Origin of the sequence: Bradyrhizobium prioriisuperbiae, assembly GCF_032397745.1 — a bacterium.
Lineage (GTDB): Bacteria > Pseudomonadota > Alphaproteobacteria > Rhizobiales > Xanthobacteraceae > Bradyrhizobium_A > Bradyrhizobium_A prioriisuperbiae.
This window is the reverse complement of sequence record NZ_CP135921.1, coordinates 5,197,735-5,213,183: the sequence shown is the minus strand read 5'-3', so window position 1 is coordinate 5,213,183 and position 15,449 is coordinate 5,197,735. Positions and strand designations below refer to the sequence as shown.

Sequence of the window (15,449 nt, the reverse complement as noted above, 5' to 3'; positions counted from 1 at the left end):
TGGAGTCGCCGGGCATGCGCTGCGGCATAGTGAATCATTCCCGGGACAGCCCTGCCACAAGGGGGGAGGGAGCAGAAAGAAATCGGCATCACGGCACAGGCGAACGAGTCCGCCGATCATGAACGACATCGCCGAAATCAACGCAGCTGCATCCACGCCGCCGCCGCGCGCGCGCAAATCAGCGCTCTGGCTGCCGATCATCCTGTTCGCGGCCTTCGCGTTCGTCCCCATCGCTGCCCAGTTCGGCGCCTCCGGCTTTATCCTGGCGCTGGTGACCCGCACCATGATCCTGGCGCTGGCGGCGATGTCGCTCGATCTCCTGATCGGTTGCGGCGCCATGATCAGCTTCGGCCACGCCGCCTATCTCGGCATCGGCGCCTATGCCGTCGGCATCCTGTCCAGCCATGGCATCAACGACGCCTTCATTCAGCTCGGCACGGCTCTTGCCGCGTCGGGACTCTTCGCGCTGCTGACCGGCGCGATCTCGCTGCGCACCCGCGGCGTCTATTTCATCATGATCACGCTGGCCTTCGGGCAGATGCTGTATTTCCTCGCCACCTCGCTCGCGGCCTATGGCGGCGATGACGGCATGAGCCTCGCATCGCGCAGCCTGATCTTCGGTAAGCCGGTGCTGAAGAACGATCTCGGGCTGTACTATGTGGTGTTCGGCCTGCTGGTCGGGATCTACATTATTTGCCGCTCGATCGTCGCGTCGCGGTTCGGCCGCGTGTTGCGTGGCATCAAGGAGAACCCGGTGCGCATGGAAGCGATCGGCTTTGCGCCCTATCGTTATCAGCTCACCGCCTATGTCATCGCCGGCATGATCGCCGGCCTCGCCGGCTGCCTGCTGGCGAACCAGAGCGAATTCATCAGCCCGGCCTACGCCACCTGGCAGCGCTCCGGCGATCTCATTTTCATGATCGTGCTGGGTGGGCTCGGCTCGCTGCACGGCGCCATCATCGGTGCAGCGGCATTTACCCTGCTCGAAGAGTACCTGTCCCATCTCACCGAATACTGGGGCATGATTTTCGGCCCGATCCTGATCCTGGTTGTACTGTTCGCGCGCGGCGGCCTCGTGTCGATCCTGAGGAGCGAGCGATGAGCGCGCCGATCCTCACTTTGACGAATTTGCGCAAGAGTTATGGCGCGCTGCGCGTGACCGACGATGTCTCGCTCGACATCGCACCGGGTGAACTGCACGCGATCATCGGCCCCAACGGCGCCGGCAAGACCACGCTGGTGCATCAGATCTCCGGCCTCGCCGCGCCCGATTCCGGCCGCATCGCGTTCAACGGACGGGACGTTACATCATTGCCGATGCACGAACGGGCGCGGCTCGGCCTGGTGCGTTCGTTCCAGATCGTCTCGATCCTGCCGGGCTTCTCCGTGCTGGAAAACGTCGCACTGGCCGCGCAGGCGCATGCCGGCTCCAGTTTCAGATTCCTCGGCAATGCGGCGGCAGAACAGCCGTTGAACGAAATTGCCATGGAGCTGCTGTCCCGCTTTGGGCTTGCGGCGCGCGCCAACGTGCCGGCGGGCCTGCTGTCGCATGGCGAAAAACGCCAGCTCGAGCTTGCTGTGGCAATCGCATCGAAGCCGAAGCTGTTGCTGCTCGACGAACCGCTGGCCGGCACCAGCCACGAGGAATCCCAACGGGTGATTGCCACGCTGCTGGCGCTGAAGCGCGAACTGCCGATCATCCTGATCGAACATGACATGGAGGCCGTGTTTGCGCTCGCGGATAAAGTCTCGGTGCTGGTCTATGGCCGCATCATCGCCAGCGGCTCGCCCGACAGCATTCGCAACAACGCGGAGGTGCGCTCCGCGTATCTGGGCGAAGAAGCCGCTTTTAATGAACAAGATTTGGCCGGGGAGATCGTCTGATGCTCGCCGTCTCGCATCTGCAGGCTGGTTATGGCGCCGCACAAGTGCTGTTCGACATCTCGCTGCGCATCGATGCCGGCGAAGTGGTAACGCTGCTGGGGCGCAACGGCATGGGCAAGACCACAACGGTCAAAGCCATCATGGGGCTGCTGCGACCGAGCGGCGGAGACATCAGCTTTGAAACCAGAGCACTCGCCGGCCTGCCCTCCTACAAGATCGCCCAATGCGGCATCGGCCTGGTGCCGGAAGGTCGCCAGATCTTTCCGACGCTCACGGTCGACGAAAACCTGATCGCCACTGCGGCCAGCCGCAAGAGCACGCCACGCTGGACGCTCGACGCCGTGCATGGCTTGTTTCCGCGCCTGAAGGAGCGCCGCGGCAATCTCGGCACGCAATTGTCCGGCGGCGAGCAACAAATGCTGGCGATCGGCCGCGCGCTGATGACCAACCCGAGGCTCCTGATCCTGGACGAAGCCACCGAAGGCCTGGCGCCACTGATCCGCGCCGAAATCTGGGCCTGCCTGAAGCGGCTGAAAAGCGAGGGCCAGGCCATTCTGGTCATCGACAAGAATGTCGACGCGCTGACCGCTTTCGCCGACCGCCACGTTGTCGTAGAGAAAGGGCGTGTGGTCTGGACCGGCACCAGTTCCGAGCTGAAGAACGACCCCACCATCAAGGACAGATTTCTGCACGTCTGAGATCGAACTGTCCGCCAAACGGAGGAGACCGAACCATGGCCACGCCGATCGAAACCGCCGGCATCACCCGCGCCAACGAAGGCCTGCAAGGCATCAGCTGGAACATCCTCGGACAGACCTATGTGCCGAAGACCCGCACCGAGCATTCGTTCTCATGGCACGCGACCTTCCCGCCCGGCACCTTCGTGCCGCCGCACATCCATCCCGACCAGGACGAATATCTCTATATCCTGGAAGGCCGGCTCGATTTCATGCTCGACGGCGCCGACGACTTCGCCACCGCTGGCGACACCGTGCGCCTGGCCATGGGCAAGCCGCACGGCATCTTCAACAAATCGCAGCAGATTGCCAAGGTGCTATTCTGGGTGTCGCCGACGCGCAGGCTGTACGACCTGTTCTGGGGCATCCACAACATGAAGCAACAGAATCCGGACGACGTGGTGGCTCTCGCCGCCGAGCACAACATCCACTTCCTGCCGCCGCCTCCCGGGGCGTAAGGCGAGACGCACTCAGACCGTAGGGCGGATTAGTCTTACTGAGTCAGACGGTCGCAGTCATTGAGGCTGAGAATCAAGTAATTGAGGAGATTCAATATTTGGCGCGCGGAGGGCCGGATGAATCTCGATCAGGGTGGGGATAGCGAAACGCGGTTTGCGGAGTATGTAGCCGGTCTTGGAAGCGTGATCGGTCACGTGGAGCGGACGAGACCGCTGCGCGACTATTGCACGGGCCTGATGCTGCCTGGGGAACGCAAGAGCGTGGAGCCGATGGCGGCGCGGACGGCTCCAGCGCGCACGGCGGCACAGCATCAGTCGTTGCTGCATTTTGTCGCCAACGCGGCCTGGTCGGACGAGGACGTGCTGACCAAGGTGCGCGATTTGGTGCTGCCGGCGATCGAGAAGAGCGGGCCGATCGAGGCGTGGATCATCGACGACACCTCGTTCCCCAAGCAAGGCAAGCATTCGGTCGGCGTGCACCACCAATATTGCGGGCAGCTCGGCAAGCAGGCCAATTGCCAGGTGGCGGTGTCGCTCTCGATCGCCAATCATGCCGCCAGCCTTCCGGTGGCCTATCGGCTGTACTTGCCGGAAGCCTGGACGAAGGATCGTGCCCGGCGGAAGAAGGCAGGCGTGCCGAAGCAGATCAAGTTCAAGACTAAGCCGCAGATCGCGCTGGAGCAAATCCGCTGGGCCTGCGAGAGCAGTCTGCCACGCGGCGTCGCGCTGATGGATGCGGCCTACGGCAGGGACGCGCGGCTGCGTGCCGGCATGACAGAATTGGGCTTGCCTTACGTGGTCGGCATCGTGCCGACCATCTTGATGTGGGCCCCTGGCAGCGGCCCGCGGCGGATGGACAAGCCGATGAACAACACCGGCCGCCGCGACGAGCCCGAACTGGTCTCGGCCAAAAAAGTGGCACTCAGTCTCCCGAAGCAGGCCTGGCGCACGGTGGCGTGGCGGGAAGGCTCGGCCGACCAGCTATCCTCGCGCTTTGCGCGGGTGCGTGTCCGCGTCGGGTACAACAAACTGATCCCCGAGAAGCTGTCGCCGGAGTGGCTGCTGATCGAATGGCCGGAGGGCGAAGCAGAGCCGACCAAATACTGGCTCGCCACGCTGCCGGAGAACGTCAGCTTCACGCAGCTCGTCAATCTGGCCAAGCTGCGCTGGCGCATCGAGCGCGACTATCAGGAGCTCAAGCAGGAGGTCGGGCTCGGTCACTACGAGGGGCGCGGCTGGCGTGGCTTCCATCATCACGCAACCCTGTGCATCGCGGCCTACGGCTTCCTGATCGCCGAACAGGCGACGATTCCCCCCTCAGAAACTTGTTCCGCCGCGCCAGTCCAGGTCCCTCTCTTACCCGACAATTATCGACCCAGAGGATCTGCCCTTGCGGCCTGAACGCCACGTCCCGAACTCGATCGCAACCATGCGCGTGCGGTTGAGCCGGGCCCTCAGCAAAACGATCATACGATGCCCTTGTTGCGGCGCCGTCGCAGCATCACCCACGCGCAGAAAAATCATGACGCAGTAAGATTAGCGCAGCGTAATCCGCCGTTATGCGTTGACGTGCGTCGGCGGGTTACGCCTTCGGCTAACCCGCCCTGCGAGCTGCGTAGCCCGGGTGAGCGAAGCGACACCCGGGATTCCCGTCCCGGATATCGCTGCGCTCATCCGGGCTACAAAGCATCAGCCTGCTGACGCCTATCGCCCCACCACCCGTGCGGCAAATCCAGCCTTCGCTGCATAGCCGCGCACGATCGCTTCGCGGGATTCGTAGTTCAGGATGGCATCGATGTCAGTGAAGCCCTGGGGCGCCAGTTTCTCCACGGCGTCGATCACACCCTCGGGGCCACCGCGGCGGTTGGAGGCAACGATGTCGGCGGTCATTGGCAGCCGCTGGCGCTCATAAGCCATCAATGCCTGGCGCGGATGTTCGGAGCGCGCCAACGCGTCGGCCAGGCAGCGTGCATCGAGGATCGCCTGCGAGGCGCCATTGGAGCCGACGGGATACATCGGATGCGCGGCATCGCCGAGCAGGGTGACGCGGCCGTCGATCCAGGACGGCAACGGATCGCGATCGCAGCAAGGATACTCCCAGAATTCCGGCGTCGCTCGGATCAATGAGGCGAGATCGACCTGTGGAATCGAAAAGCCAGCGACATGCGGCATCAACTCCTCGCGTTTGCCGGGGCGCGACCAATCCTCGCGGCGGGGCGGCAGCGTATTGGCGTCGCCTATCCGCACCAGGATTGCCCAGTTGGTCAGCCGGCTCGCGGGACTTGAGCCTTCCGCGATCGGATAGATCACCGCCTTGGCGTTGAGGCCGCCAGAGATGATCATCGAGCTGCCGGTCAGAAAAACCGGCCAGTCGGTGGCGCCGCGCCACAGCATCAGGCCGTTCCAGACCGGAGGCCCCTCGTTGGGGTACATCGTCTGTCGCACCTTGGAATGGATGCCGTCGGCGCCGATCAGGACATCGCCCCGCGCGGTCGCCACATGAGCCCCGGTGCGATCGAAAAAATGCGCGGTGACGCCGCCCTCGTCCTGGGTGAAGGCGCCCAGCCGGCAACCGGTGTGGATGGCGTCCGCGCCGAGCCGCTCGACCACCGCCCGGTGGATCACGCTCTGCAGCCGGCCGCGATGAATTGAAAACTGCGGCACGTCGTGGCCCGCATCAAGGCCGCGCTTTTCATGCCAGACCTGCTGGCCATGCCGGGTGAGATAGAACAGCTGGTCGGTGCGGACTGCGACATCATCGAGCCGGTCCAGCAGGCCGAGGCCGGTCAGCTCCCGGATCGCGTGGGGCAGCGTGTTGATACCGACGCCAAGCTCACGGATGCTGTCGGACTGTTCGTAGAGTTCGCAATCGATGCCGCGCGCGCGCAACATCAGCGCCGTGGTGAGACCTCCGATACCGCCGCCGACGATGATCGCCTTCATGAACTCTGCTCCACGCAACCCAACCTAGAACGCTTTCCGAGTAGGATCCGTCATCCTGAGGTGCGAGCCTTGCGGTGCGCTTGCACCGCTGGGCGAGCCTCGAAGGACGACGGCCGGTGTGACGCTTCTTGTCTCTTATCTTTTTTATCTTTTCCCTCAGCCATCCTTCGAGGCTCACCGCTGACGCGGTTCGCACCTCAGGATGACGCCTCCTGTGTAGCTCGCATCATTACTCAGTCGTTACTCCGCCGCCAGCGGCTTTGTCGCATCCGCTTTCAGCTCCGCCCGGGTCCGCGGCTTGGCCTTGATCTTCAGCTCCTCGAAGTCCTGACGCTCGCGCACGCTGTTGCGGAAGATCTGTTCTTTTCCGGGCAAATACTGCGGAGGGCAATAGGCGTCCCCGGCGCCGTACCAGGCGGCTGCCTTTATGGTAAAGGCCGGGTCGACCAGATGCGGGCGCCCTAGCGCCACCAGGTCGGCACGGCCGGCGGCCAGGATGGTGTTGATCTGGTCGGCGCTGGTGATGTTGCCGACACACATGGTCGCCACATGGGCCTCGTTGCGGACCTGATCGGAGAACGGGATCTGGAACATGCGGCCATAGATCGGACGGGAGTCCCGCACGGTCTGTCCGGTCGAGACATCGACCAGATCGACGCCGGTCTCGCCGAACGCGCGCGCGACCTCCACCGCATCGTCGCCGGTGAGGCCACCCTCGGCCCAGTCGGTCGCCGAGATACGCACCGACATCGGCTTGTGCGCCGGCCACGCCGCACGCATCGCCGTAAACACCTCCAGCGGGAATCGCAGGCGGTTCTCCAGCGAGCCGCCATAGTCATCGGTGCGGGTGTTGGTCAGCGGCGAGATGAAGCTCGCCAGGAGATAGCCGTGGGCGCAGTGCAGCTCCAGCATGTCGAAGCCGCAACGATCGCCACGGATCGCCGCGTCGACGAACTCCTGCTTGATGCGGGCCATCGCCGCGCGGTCGAGTTCGCGCGGCACCTGACTGTCGGGGAAATAGGGGATCGGCGACGCCGACACCACATCCCAGCCGCCCTTCTCCAGCGGCCGGTCGATGCCGTCCCACATCAGTTTGGTGGCGCCCTTGCGCCCGGCGTGCCCGAGTTGCAGGCAGATTTTTGCCGCCGAGTTGCCGTGGACAAAATCGACGATGCGGCGCCACATCGTTTCCTGCTCGTTGTTCCACAGGCCGGTGCAGCCGTGGGTGATGCGGGCATCCGGCCCCACGCAGGTCATCTCGGTGAAAATGAGCCCGGCGCCGCCGATGGCGCGGGAGCCGTAATGCACCAGATGGAAATCCTGCGGCACGCCCTCTTTGGCCGAGTACATGCACATCGGCGATACCACGGCGCGATTTTTCACCACCATGTCGCGCAACTTGAACGGCTGGAACATCGGCGCCACCGGCTTGTCGACATTGACGTCGAAGCCCTTGGCCCGCACCTGGCGCGCGAAAACCTTATCCACCTCGGCAACAAACTCCGGCGCGCGCAGGCCGAGATTATCATAGGTGATCGCCTTGGACCGCGTCATCACGCCGAAGGCGAACTGCACCGGATCGAATGCCCAGAAGCGATCGACGTGCTCGAACCAGACCAGCGACACGTCGGCGGCGTGCTGGATCTTCTCCACCTCTTCGCGGCGGCCGTGTTCATACGCATTGAGCGCCGCATCGATGGTCGGCGCATTCTGCATGGCGTCCGCGAGCGCGATGGCATCTTCCATCGCGAGCTTGGTGCCGGAGCCGATCGAGAAATGCGCGGTTGCCTTGGCGTCGCCAAGCAGGACCATGTTGTCCTTGACCCAGCGCTGACTGCGGATCATCGGGAAATTACGCCACATCGAGCGATTGATCAGCAGCTTGTGGCCATCGAGGTAGGCGCCGAAAATCTCCTCCATCCGCTTCGCGGAGGCTGCTTCGCTGAGACCCGTCAGTCCGGCGCGGGCAAAGGTCTCGGGGTCGGTCTCGAAGATCCAGGTCGAGCGGCCGACTTCGTACTGATAGGCGTGGGCGATAAACGGCCCCCACTCGGTTTCCTCGAACACGAAGGTGAAGGCGTCGAGCGGCTTGGTCGATCCCATCCAGGTGAATGTGTTGGAGCGCAGGTCGATCTCGGGCTGGAAATGATCGCGGAACTTGTCGCGAAAGCGGCTGTTGCTGCCGTCAGCCAGCACAATGAGATCGGCGTCGGCGAACTTGTCTTCATCGGCGATATCGACCTCGAAGAACAGTCGCACACCGAGTTCACGCGCCCGCTCCTGCAGGATCAGAAGCAGCATCCGGCGCGAACAGCCGCAAAAGCCGTTGCCGCCGACCTGATGGACGGTGCCGCGGAAGTGCACCGCGATGTCGTCCCAGTAGGCGAACTCCTGGGTGATGCGGCGATAGCTCGGCGGATCGTGCTTCTCGAAATTGTCGAGGGTGGCATCGGAGAACACCACGCCAAAACCGAAGGTGTCGTCGGCGCGGTTGCGCTCGTAGACAGCGATATCGGCCTCCGGCCGCTGCTTCTTCAGCAGGATCGCTGCATAGAGCCCCGCTGGCCCACCGCCGATGATCGCAACCTTCATGACAGCCTCCTGGGATCAACTGTCAATTATTTTAAGCCTAAAGTAATTTCCTGGCAAGTGGATTTTATCGACAACTGTAGTCCGGATGAGCGGAGCGATATCCGGGAGCCGCTTGTCCCGGATGTCGCGCTTCGCTCTCATCCGGGCTACACGTCTGACTCCTCAATTCCCCTCGAACACCGGCTTCTGCTTGTTGGCGAAGGCCTGGAAGGCGCGCTCGAAGTCCTTGGTGGTCATGCACAATGCCTGCGCAATCGCCTCGGATTCAATCGCTTCCTCCACCGACATCGCCCATTCCATCGCCAGCATACGCTTGGTCATGGTGTTGGCAAATGTCGGGCCGGCGGCGATGTCGCCAGCCAGCGTCAGGGCCTGCGCCAACACGTCCTCAGGCGCCACGATGCGGCTGAAGAAGCCCCAGCGCTCGCCCTCCTCCGCAGTCATGAAACGGCCAGTGTAAAGCAGTTCCGAGGCACGCGACTGGCCGATGATGCGCGGCAGGATCGCGCAGGCCCCCATGTCGCAGCCGGCGAGCCCCACCTTGTTGAACAGGAAGGCGACCTTGGCTCCGGTGGCCGCCAGCCGCAGGTCGGACGCCATGGCCATGATGGCGCCGGCGCCGGCGCAGATGCCCTCGACCGCGGCGATCACCGGCTGCGGACACGCCCGCATGGCTTTCACGAGATCGCCGGTCATCCGGGTGAAGGCGGTCAATCCCTTGGTGTCCATCTCGACCAGCGGGCCGATGATCTCGAACACATCGCCGCCGGAGGAGAAGTTGCCGCCGGCTCCGGTGACCACGACCACCTTGACGGTGTCGTCATGGGCACAGGCGCGAAAGAAATCGGTCAGTTCGCGGTAGCTTGCAAAGGTCAGCGGATTCTTGCGCTCGGGACGGTTGAGCGTCACCGTCGCAACACCGCCGATCACCGACAGCAGGAAATGGCGCGGCGCATATTGCGACAGCGGCAAAGTGACGGAGTTGGCGAAGCTTGCCGTTGAATCTGTGCTCATGAAGTCTCCCGGACGTTATTTTGGTTGTTTCGCAAAAAAATATGCGGCGGTTTCGCTGCGGATCAAATCTCTCCACCCGCCACCGCAATGGCCTGTCCCGTCACCGCGGACGCGCCAGGTCCGCACAGCCAAAGCACCGTATCGGCGACCTCCGCCGGCGCCACCAGCCGACCCTGCGGATTGTGCTTGGCGAGCTCGGCCACCGCCTGCTCACGGCTGCGGCCGGTTTTTTTCATGATGAGATCGAGGCTGCCGGCGACGAGATCGGTGTCGGTGAAGCCGGGGCACACCGCATTGACGGTGACGCCGCTTGCCGCCACCTCCAGCGCCAACGCACGCACGAAGCCCACCACCGCATGCTTGGCCGCGCAGTAGGCGGACACATAAGAATAGCCCTTGAGGCCGGCGGTCGACGCAACCGCCACGATGCGACCCTCCCGCCGCTCCGTCATCGGCTTCAGCACCGCATGGGCGGCGTGGACCACCCCCATCAGGTTGACATCGATCATGCGCTGGAACAGCGCCGCATCCGACTTCATGAAGGGGGCAGATTCCGCCGCACCCGCATTCGCAATCAACAGATCGATCGGCTGGCGCGCCGCCGCCTCAGCGATCGCCTGTGTGACCGACGCCTCGTTCGCGACATCCGCAACCACGCCAAAGTGCGCCGCACCGGCAGCAACGGCCTCATCCAGACCATCGCGATTGCGGCCGAGCACCGTCACCGTCGCGCCGGCCTGCACCAGGGACGCCGCGATCGCGCGGCCGATGCCCCGGCCACCACCGGTGACCAGCGCATGTGTCGAACGGGGAAATGCGGCCATCTTCAACCTCGCATCAGCAAGCCCTCAATATATTTTAGGCTTGAAATAATTGCAAGGAAGCGACTTGGCATTTCAAGGTCGGTTATCCGCCGGAAATCCGCGGTTTCTCGCCCAGATCCCAGAACAGTCCGGCCATGATGCTCAACCCCTCTTCGGTGGTCGGCAGCAGGATATGTTCGTCGGGCGCATGCTGGCTGCAGCCGGGATAGGAGTGTGGCACCCAGATCGTCGGCAACCCCAGCAGATCACAGAACACGTCGTTGGGCAGCGACCCGCCGAAATTCGGCAAGACCGCCGGCTCCTTGCCGGTGGTGTCGTGGATAGAAGACACGGCCCAGCCGACCCAGGGATTGCGCACATCGGTGCGCGATGCTGTGAAACGCTGATGGAGGCTGACCCGGACCATCGATAGCCCCTGGGCGTTCAGATGGTCCTGGATGGCGCGCTCGACACCATCGACGTCCGTGCCGACCACGAAGCGCAATTGCAGAACCGCCTGCGCGCGATCGGGAATGGCATTGACCGGGTTGGCTGTGCTGCCCGCTGACATCGCCAGCACTTCCAGCGTATTCCAGGCATAGAGACGTTCGGCCGCGGACAACCCCTCCTCGCCCCAATCCGGCGCCAACGCCGGCTCGCTCGGTGTCGGCCTGATCTCGACACTGGCCAGCGCCTGGCGCACGTCACCCGAAATCGGCGGTGGCTTCAGCGCCTCCAGCAGCATGCGCCCGCGATGATCCACCAGGCTCGCGATGGCGTTGGCCAGAATGGTGGCCGGATTGGACAGTACGCCGCCCCAGTTGCCGGAATGATGCGCGCCCTCGCGGAGCTCGACGTCCAGATGAATACGCAGGCCGCCACGGCAGCCGAGAACGATGGTGGGCCGGTCCGCGGACAGCCGTGGCCCGTCCGAAGCGATCAACACGTCGGCCGCAAGCTCGTCACGCAACGACGCACAAACCGGATACAGGTCCGGAGAGCCGATTTCCTCGCCGGTTTCGATGATGAACTTGGCGTTAAAGCCGAGCTTGCCGCCGCGCGCCGCACGCACTGCGGCGAGCGCGGACATCAAGATGGTGTGCTGTCCCTTGTTATCGGCCGCACCCCGGCCATAGACGCGCTCGCCAATTTGCGTGGCCCGCCACGGATCGAGATTGTCGCGCCATCTCCCGACCATGCCTTCGACCACATCGCCATGGCCGTACATCAGGACGGTCGGCCGCGACGCATCTTCCCGATATTCCGCCAACAAATAGGGGCCCCTGCCCGTGGGAGATGCGATCAGTTTGCTGGTGAAGCCGAGCTCAGCGAAAGACGGCTGCAATTCCCTGTCGAGATAGGCCTGCAGGTCCACGGCATGTTCTGTCGATTGGCTTACGGTCTTGTAGGCAACGCGGCGATTGAGTTCGGCGAGAAACCCGCCCGAGTGCAGATGCTTGCGCACACGATCAATCGCATCGGCTCTTGTCATGACGAACTCCATGAATTCAGTTGAATGAAGGGGATCGATCCGTAGCTCGAGTTTGCTGACAATCGCAAGCAAAGTCGAGGGCCGGGGATGCGCTGGCCCCATGCAATCATCGCGCAATATTCAACGATCTAGCTGGGCTTGCGCAGCGTCGTTGATGGCGTTTCGCCGAACTTGTCCCGATAGGCGCTTGCCATCCGGCTCAAATGGGTGAAGCCGAGATCAAAGGCGATGTCGGTGATGCGCGCACTGGGATCGGCATTCCGCAACCGGGCATTGAGATGCGCCAGGCGAATATCGAGCAGCATGTCGGAAATCGACGTTCCAAAGTGCCGCTTGAACCCAAGCTGCAGGGCGCGGATGCCGATGCCCGCAACCGCAGCAAGCCCAGCGAGATCAAGCGGCTCGGTCGCCTCTGCATGCAGATGGTCCCGTACCCGCTTCAACGCACGTGGCAGGGTTTCCGCCCGGCCGTCGAACACCGCGATCGCATCGCTCAGGCCATGGCGCTGGCCGTTGAGCAGGCCATCCAGAATTGCCTCGCGCAGATCGGCGGCGGCGTTCGGCGCAAGGCTGCGGCCCGGCCCAAGGCTTTCAGCGACGTCGACCAGATGCGCGATCTGCGACTGCAGCGCTCGGCCGGGGGCCGTTTCCAGATCGACAGCCGGATCGAACTCGACGGTGCGTCTCGACGTCCCCGCCAGCGCCGCCGCCCGCTGCTCCACCAGCCGCCGTTCGACCAGCAGGATCAATTGGGCGCAATCACCTTGCCACGTCATGCGGGTCGGGATCGTGGGCGACAGCAACGAACCGACGCGATCGGGCCCTGTGGCAACCTCGCACGCTGCGGTGCGCACACGCGCCGATCCCGTGATCGGGATCTGCACCAGGAAAAATCGTTCGAGGCAGCCCGGATCAATCGACACCGATCCGCCATAGGCCACGTAGTTGATGGAGAAGCCTTCGAAGGCGGCGCTGTTGTGCAGGGTGTAGAAGTCCGGCGAAGCGTGGTGGACGGGTTTCAGGTCGTGGGGACAAAAGATGCGCCCGACCGCCTCGGCGGCAGCGTCGACACTATCGGTCGCCACACGGTTAAACGCGGCAAGCCGGATCGCGGCAGCCGACCATCGCGGATCACCATCAGCTTGCAGCGTGCCCTCGCCCCTCATCATGACCTGGCGGCCTTCCCAGATTATTTGAAACCTACAATATATCGGGTCGGCCGTTACGAAAGCGGTTTTGCACGCCAGATTGCTCGATCGTTGCGCAGGCGGTCCATCCTGCATCGCAGCAACGGGGGATTCGTTTAACGGCTAGACAGCCCTCCCCGGCCACGCCAGCCTGCGCCATCCAGTCTCAACCAGGGGGTATCGATGGCAGCGCTCGAAAAAGGCATTACCGCAAACGGCACCGGCTACGGTGGCAAGACCTGGAATATCCTTGGTCAGGTCTATTTTCCCAAAGCCGTCACGGACTCGACCTTCGCGTTCGAGACCAACAGCGAACCCGGACAGTTCGTGCCGGTGCACATCCACCCGAGCCAGGAGGAGTTCATCCTGGTGCAGGAGGGCGAGCTCGACCTCAAGCTTGACGGCGTGTGGGTCAAGGCCAAGGCGGGCGACCTGGTGCGGCTGCCGCGCGGTATTCCGCACGGCTATTTCAACAAATCCGACAAGCCGGCCCGCGCACTGTTCTGGGTCTCGCCGGCGCAGAAGCTGGAAGCCCTGTTCGACAAGCTGCACAATCTCGCCGATCCCGCCGAGGTGGTTCGCGTCTCGGCCGAGCACGAGGTGAATTTTCTGCCGCCGGAAGCGAACGAGTAGGAATCGCGTTCGGCAACTTCCTTTGTCGTTGCCGGGCTTGTCCCGGCAACCCCGACCAGGGACGCACTGCGCCCTAAGCGGGATCACCGGGACAAGCCCGGTGATGACACAGTGAATGTCGATACGGCTTCGCCTGACAAAATAGTTTTGAAGCACCACAACCGATTTCATCGGACGGGAGAGATTTTTCTCATGGTCAAACAGAAGCGTGTTGGCATCATCGGCGCCGGTATATCGGGACTGGCCGCGGCAAAGGCGTTTTCCCGGCAGGGACATCGCATCACCATCATTGAGCGCAGCGGCGACCTCGGCGGCGTCTGGGAGCCGGCCCGCTCCTATCCCGACGTGCAGACCCAGAGTCCGAAGGAGCTCTATCGCTACACCGACAAGGCCATGCCGGCGTCCTATCCGGAATGGCCGAAGGGACCGCAGGTGCAGGCTTATCTGCACGATTACGCCCGCGACCACGGCCTCGACCGCGCCATGCGCTTCAACACGTGTGTATTGCAGATGAACCGTCGCGCGGATGGACAGCCGGGATGGACGCTCGATCTGCGCAACCCGGACGGCGGCAGCAGCCGCGAGGACTTCGATTTCGTTGCCGTCTGCACCGGGCAGTTCAACGAGAAGCAGACCATCAGCCATCCCGGCGACGAGGCCTTCAAGGCGCAGGGTGGCCGGATCCTGCATTCGTCGGAGTATAACGATCCGGCCCTCGTCGGGAGGAAGAAGGTCGTCGTGCTCGGCGGTTCGAAGTCGGCAACCGACATTGCCGTCAACGCGGTCAACTCCGGCGCCAGCGCCGTGACTATCGTCTATCGCGAACCGGTGTGGCGGATTCCCTATTTCATCGGCGGCCTGATCAACTTCAAGCGCATCCTCTATATCCGCGCGCAGGAGGAAATGTTCCGCAGCTGGGGCATCGGGCCGCTGTCACGGCTGGCGCACGCGGTGGCGAAGCCGCTGGTGTGGGCGAACTGGCGCGGGCTGGAGAGCCTGCTGAAACTGCAACTCAAGCTCGGCAAGTGCAACATGGTGCCGGAAACGCGGATCGAGGATGGGGTCAACTGCTCGGTGCCGATCGCGACCCCGAATTTCTTTCCCATGGTAGCCGATGGCCGCATCAAGGCGGTGCGCGGCACCTTCGATCGCTACGACGGCAACACCATCGTGATGACCGGTGGCGAGCGCATCGATGCCGACCTCGCCGTGCTCGCGATCGGCTACGAGCTCGGTGTTCCGTTTCTACCGGATGCCTATCGCGACAAGCTGGTTGATGCCGACGGGCAGTACAAGCTCTACCGGCTGATCGCCAATCCGGACCTGCCGGATATCGGCTTCGTCGGCTTCAACTCCAGCTTCTGCACGGTGCTATGTGCCGATCTCGCGGCGAACTGGCTGGTGCGTTATGCCGACGGCCAGCTCGCGCGGCAGCCGAGCCAAGCCGAGATGCGCGACAACATCGCCATGATGCTGCATTTCAAGCGGGTGGAGCGGCCGGCGGCCGGCGTTTATGGCGGGCTCTGCGTAGCCCCCTATCACTTCAAGCATTTCGACGAATTGATGACCGATATCGGCACCGGCAAGCGGCGCCGCAATCCGCTGGTGGAGAAATTCAGCCCGCCCGATGCGGACGCCTATGCACGCTTCCTTGCCGCAGCCCCGGCGTATAAAGTGGCGACGTGACCAACCCCTGCCGCGAGATA

At 63.4% G+C, this 15,449-nt stretch carries 13 protein-coding genes; 7 read left to right on the top strand and 6 right to left on the bottom strand.

The window, feature by feature from the left end; genetic code table 11:
• The first annotated feature begins 118 nt into the window (after nucleotides 1-118).
• From RS897_RS24635 to RS897_RS24615, 5 genes are all read left to right on the top strand, one after another.
• A complete protein-coding gene (locus RS897_RS24635; RefSeq protein WP_315831329.1) occupies nucleotides 119-1,102 on the top strand; it encodes a branched-chain amino acid ABC transporter permease in 984 nt (327 codons plus the stop codon).
• A complete protein-coding gene (locus tag RS897_RS24630) occupies nucleotides 1,099-1,884 on the top strand; it encodes an ABC transporter ATP-binding protein (RefSeq protein WP_315831328.1) in 786 nt (261 codons plus the stop codon). The genes RS897_RS24635 and RS897_RS24630 overlap by 4 nt, the downstream gene beginning before the upstream one ends.
• Nucleotides 1,884-2,582, top strand: a complete 699-nt coding sequence (locus tag RS897_RS24625; protein WP_315831327.1) for an ABC transporter ATP-binding protein — start codon at nucleotides 1,884-1,886, stop codon at nucleotides 2,580-2,582. Before RS897_RS24630 ends, RS897_RS24625 begins: the two co-directional genes overlap by 1 nt.
• A 35-nt stretch (nucleotides 2,583-2,617) precedes the next feature.
• Nucleotides 2,618-3,079, top strand: a complete 462-nt coding sequence (locus tag RS897_RS24620; RefSeq protein WP_315831326.1) for a cupin domain-containing protein — start codon at nucleotides 2,618-2,620, stop codon at nucleotides 3,077-3,079.
• A 117-nt stretch (nucleotides 3,080-3,196) separates the two neighbouring features.
• Nucleotides 3,197-4,480: an IS701 family transposase gene (locus RS897_RS24615; RefSeq protein ID WP_315831325.1), complete on the top strand. Its 1,284-nt coding sequence runs from the start codon at nucleotides 3,197-3,199 to the stop codon at nucleotides 4,478-4,480.
• 303 nt (nucleotides 4,481-4,783) lie between these two features.
• Here the strand turns inward: RS897_RS24615 and RS897_RS24610 are convergent, their stop codons facing one another.
• The 6 genes from RS897_RS24610 to RS897_RS24585 form a co-directional block, all read right to left on the bottom strand.
• On the bottom strand, nucleotides 4,784-6,022 hold the full coding sequence (locus tag RS897_RS24610; protein WP_315831324.1) for a flavin-dependent oxidoreductase: 1,239 nt from the start codon (nucleotides 6,020-6,022) through the stop codon (nucleotides 4,784-4,786).
• A 240-nt stretch (nucleotides 6,023-6,262) separates the two neighbouring features.
• The gene (locus tag RS897_RS24605) at nucleotides 6,263-8,614 is read right to left on the bottom strand and encodes a bifunctional salicylyl-CoA 5-hydroxylase/oxidoreductase (RefSeq protein ID WP_315831323.1); all 2,352 of its coding nucleotides are present in this window, start codon (nucleotides 8,612-8,614) and stop codon (nucleotides 6,263-6,265) included.
• Nucleotides 8,615-8,776: 162 nt separating this feature from the next.
• On the bottom strand, nucleotides 8,777-9,628 hold the full coding sequence (locus RS897_RS24600) for an enoyl-CoA hydratase family protein (protein WP_315831322.1): 852 nt from the start codon (nucleotides 9,626-9,628) through the stop codon (nucleotides 8,777-8,779).
• Nucleotides 9,629-9,690: 62 nt separating this feature from the next.
• Nucleotides 9,691-10,452, bottom strand: coding sequence for an SDR family NAD(P)-dependent oxidoreductase (locus RS897_RS24595; protein WP_315831321.1), 762 nt, complete (start codon nucleotides 10,450-10,452; stop codon nucleotides 9,691-9,693).
• Between the two features lie 82 nt (nucleotides 10,453-10,534).
• A complete protein-coding gene (locus RS897_RS24590; RefSeq protein ID WP_315831320.1) occupies nucleotides 10,535-11,923 on the bottom strand; it encodes a M20 family metallopeptidase in 1,389 nt (462 codons plus the stop codon).
• Between the two features lie 128 nt (nucleotides 11,924-12,051).
• A complete protein-coding gene (locus RS897_RS24585; protein WP_407654293.1) occupies nucleotides 12,052-13,092 on the bottom strand; it encodes an AraC family transcriptional regulator in 1,041 nt (346 codons plus the stop codon).
• A 201-nt stretch (nucleotides 13,093-13,293) separates the two neighbouring features.
• Here RS897_RS24585 and RS897_RS24580 point away from each other — a divergent pair, with 201 nt between their 5' ends.
• The gene (locus RS897_RS24580) at nucleotides 13,294-13,743 is read left to right on the top strand and encodes a cupin domain-containing protein (RefSeq protein WP_315831319.1); all 450 of its coding nucleotides are present in this window, start codon (nucleotides 13,294-13,296) and stop codon (nucleotides 13,741-13,743) included.
• Between the two features lie 192 nt (nucleotides 13,744-13,935).
• Nucleotides 13,936-15,429, top strand: coding sequence for a flavin-containing monooxygenase (locus tag RS897_RS24575; protein ID WP_315831318.1), 1,494 nt, complete (start codon nucleotides 13,936-13,938; stop codon nucleotides 15,427-15,429).
• Nucleotides 15,430-15,449 lie beyond the last annotated feature (20 nt).

Coding starts and splice junctions, on each gene's coding strand:
- RS897_RS24615 (WP_315831325.1), top strand. CDS start 3,197: ATGAATCTCGATCAGGGTGGGGATAGCGAAACGCGGTTTGCGGAGTAT.
- RS897_RS24585 (WP_407654293.1), bottom strand. CDS start 13,092: ATGATGAGGGGCGAGGGCACGCTGCAAGCTGATGGTGATCCGCGATGG.
- RS897_RS24600 (WP_315831322.1), bottom strand. CDS start 9,628: ATGAGCACAGATTCAACGGCAAGCTTCGCCAACTCCGTCACTTTGCCG.
- RS897_RS24625 (WP_315831327.1), top strand. CDS start 1,884: ATGCTCGCCGTCTCGCATCTGCAGGCTGGTTATGGCGCCGCACAAGTG.
- RS897_RS24590 (WP_315831320.1), bottom strand. CDS start 11,923: ATGACAAGAGCCGATGCGATTGATCGTGTGCGCAAGCATCTGCACTCG.
- RS897_RS24575 (WP_315831318.1), top strand. CDS start 13,936: ATGGTCAAACAGAAGCGTGTTGGCATCATCGGCGCCGGTATATCGGGA.
- RS897_RS24610 (WP_315831324.1), bottom strand. CDS start 6,022: ATGAAGGCGATCATCGTCGGCGGCGGTATCGGAGGTCTCACCACGGCG.
- RS897_RS24635 (WP_315831329.1), top strand. CDS start 119: ATGAACGACATCGCCGAAATCAACGCAGCTGCATCCACGCCGCCGCCG.
- RS897_RS24605 (WP_315831323.1), bottom strand. CDS start 8,614: ATGAAGGTTGCGATCATCGGCGGTGGGCCAGCGGGGCTCTATGCAGCG.
- RS897_RS24620 (WP_315831326.1), top strand. CDS start 2,618: ATGGCCACGCCGATCGAAACCGCCGGCATCACCCGCGCCAACGAAGGC.
- RS897_RS24595 (WP_315831321.1), bottom strand. CDS start 10,452: ATGGCCGCATTTCCCCGTTCGACACATGCGCTGGTCACCGGTGGTGGC.
- RS897_RS24630 (WP_315831328.1), top strand. CDS start 1,099: ATGAGCGCGCCGATCCTCACTTTGACGAATTTGCGCAAGAGTTATGGC.
- RS897_RS24580 (WP_315831319.1), top strand. CDS start 13,294: ATGGCAGCGCTCGAAAAAGGCATTACCGCAAACGGCACCGGCTACGGT.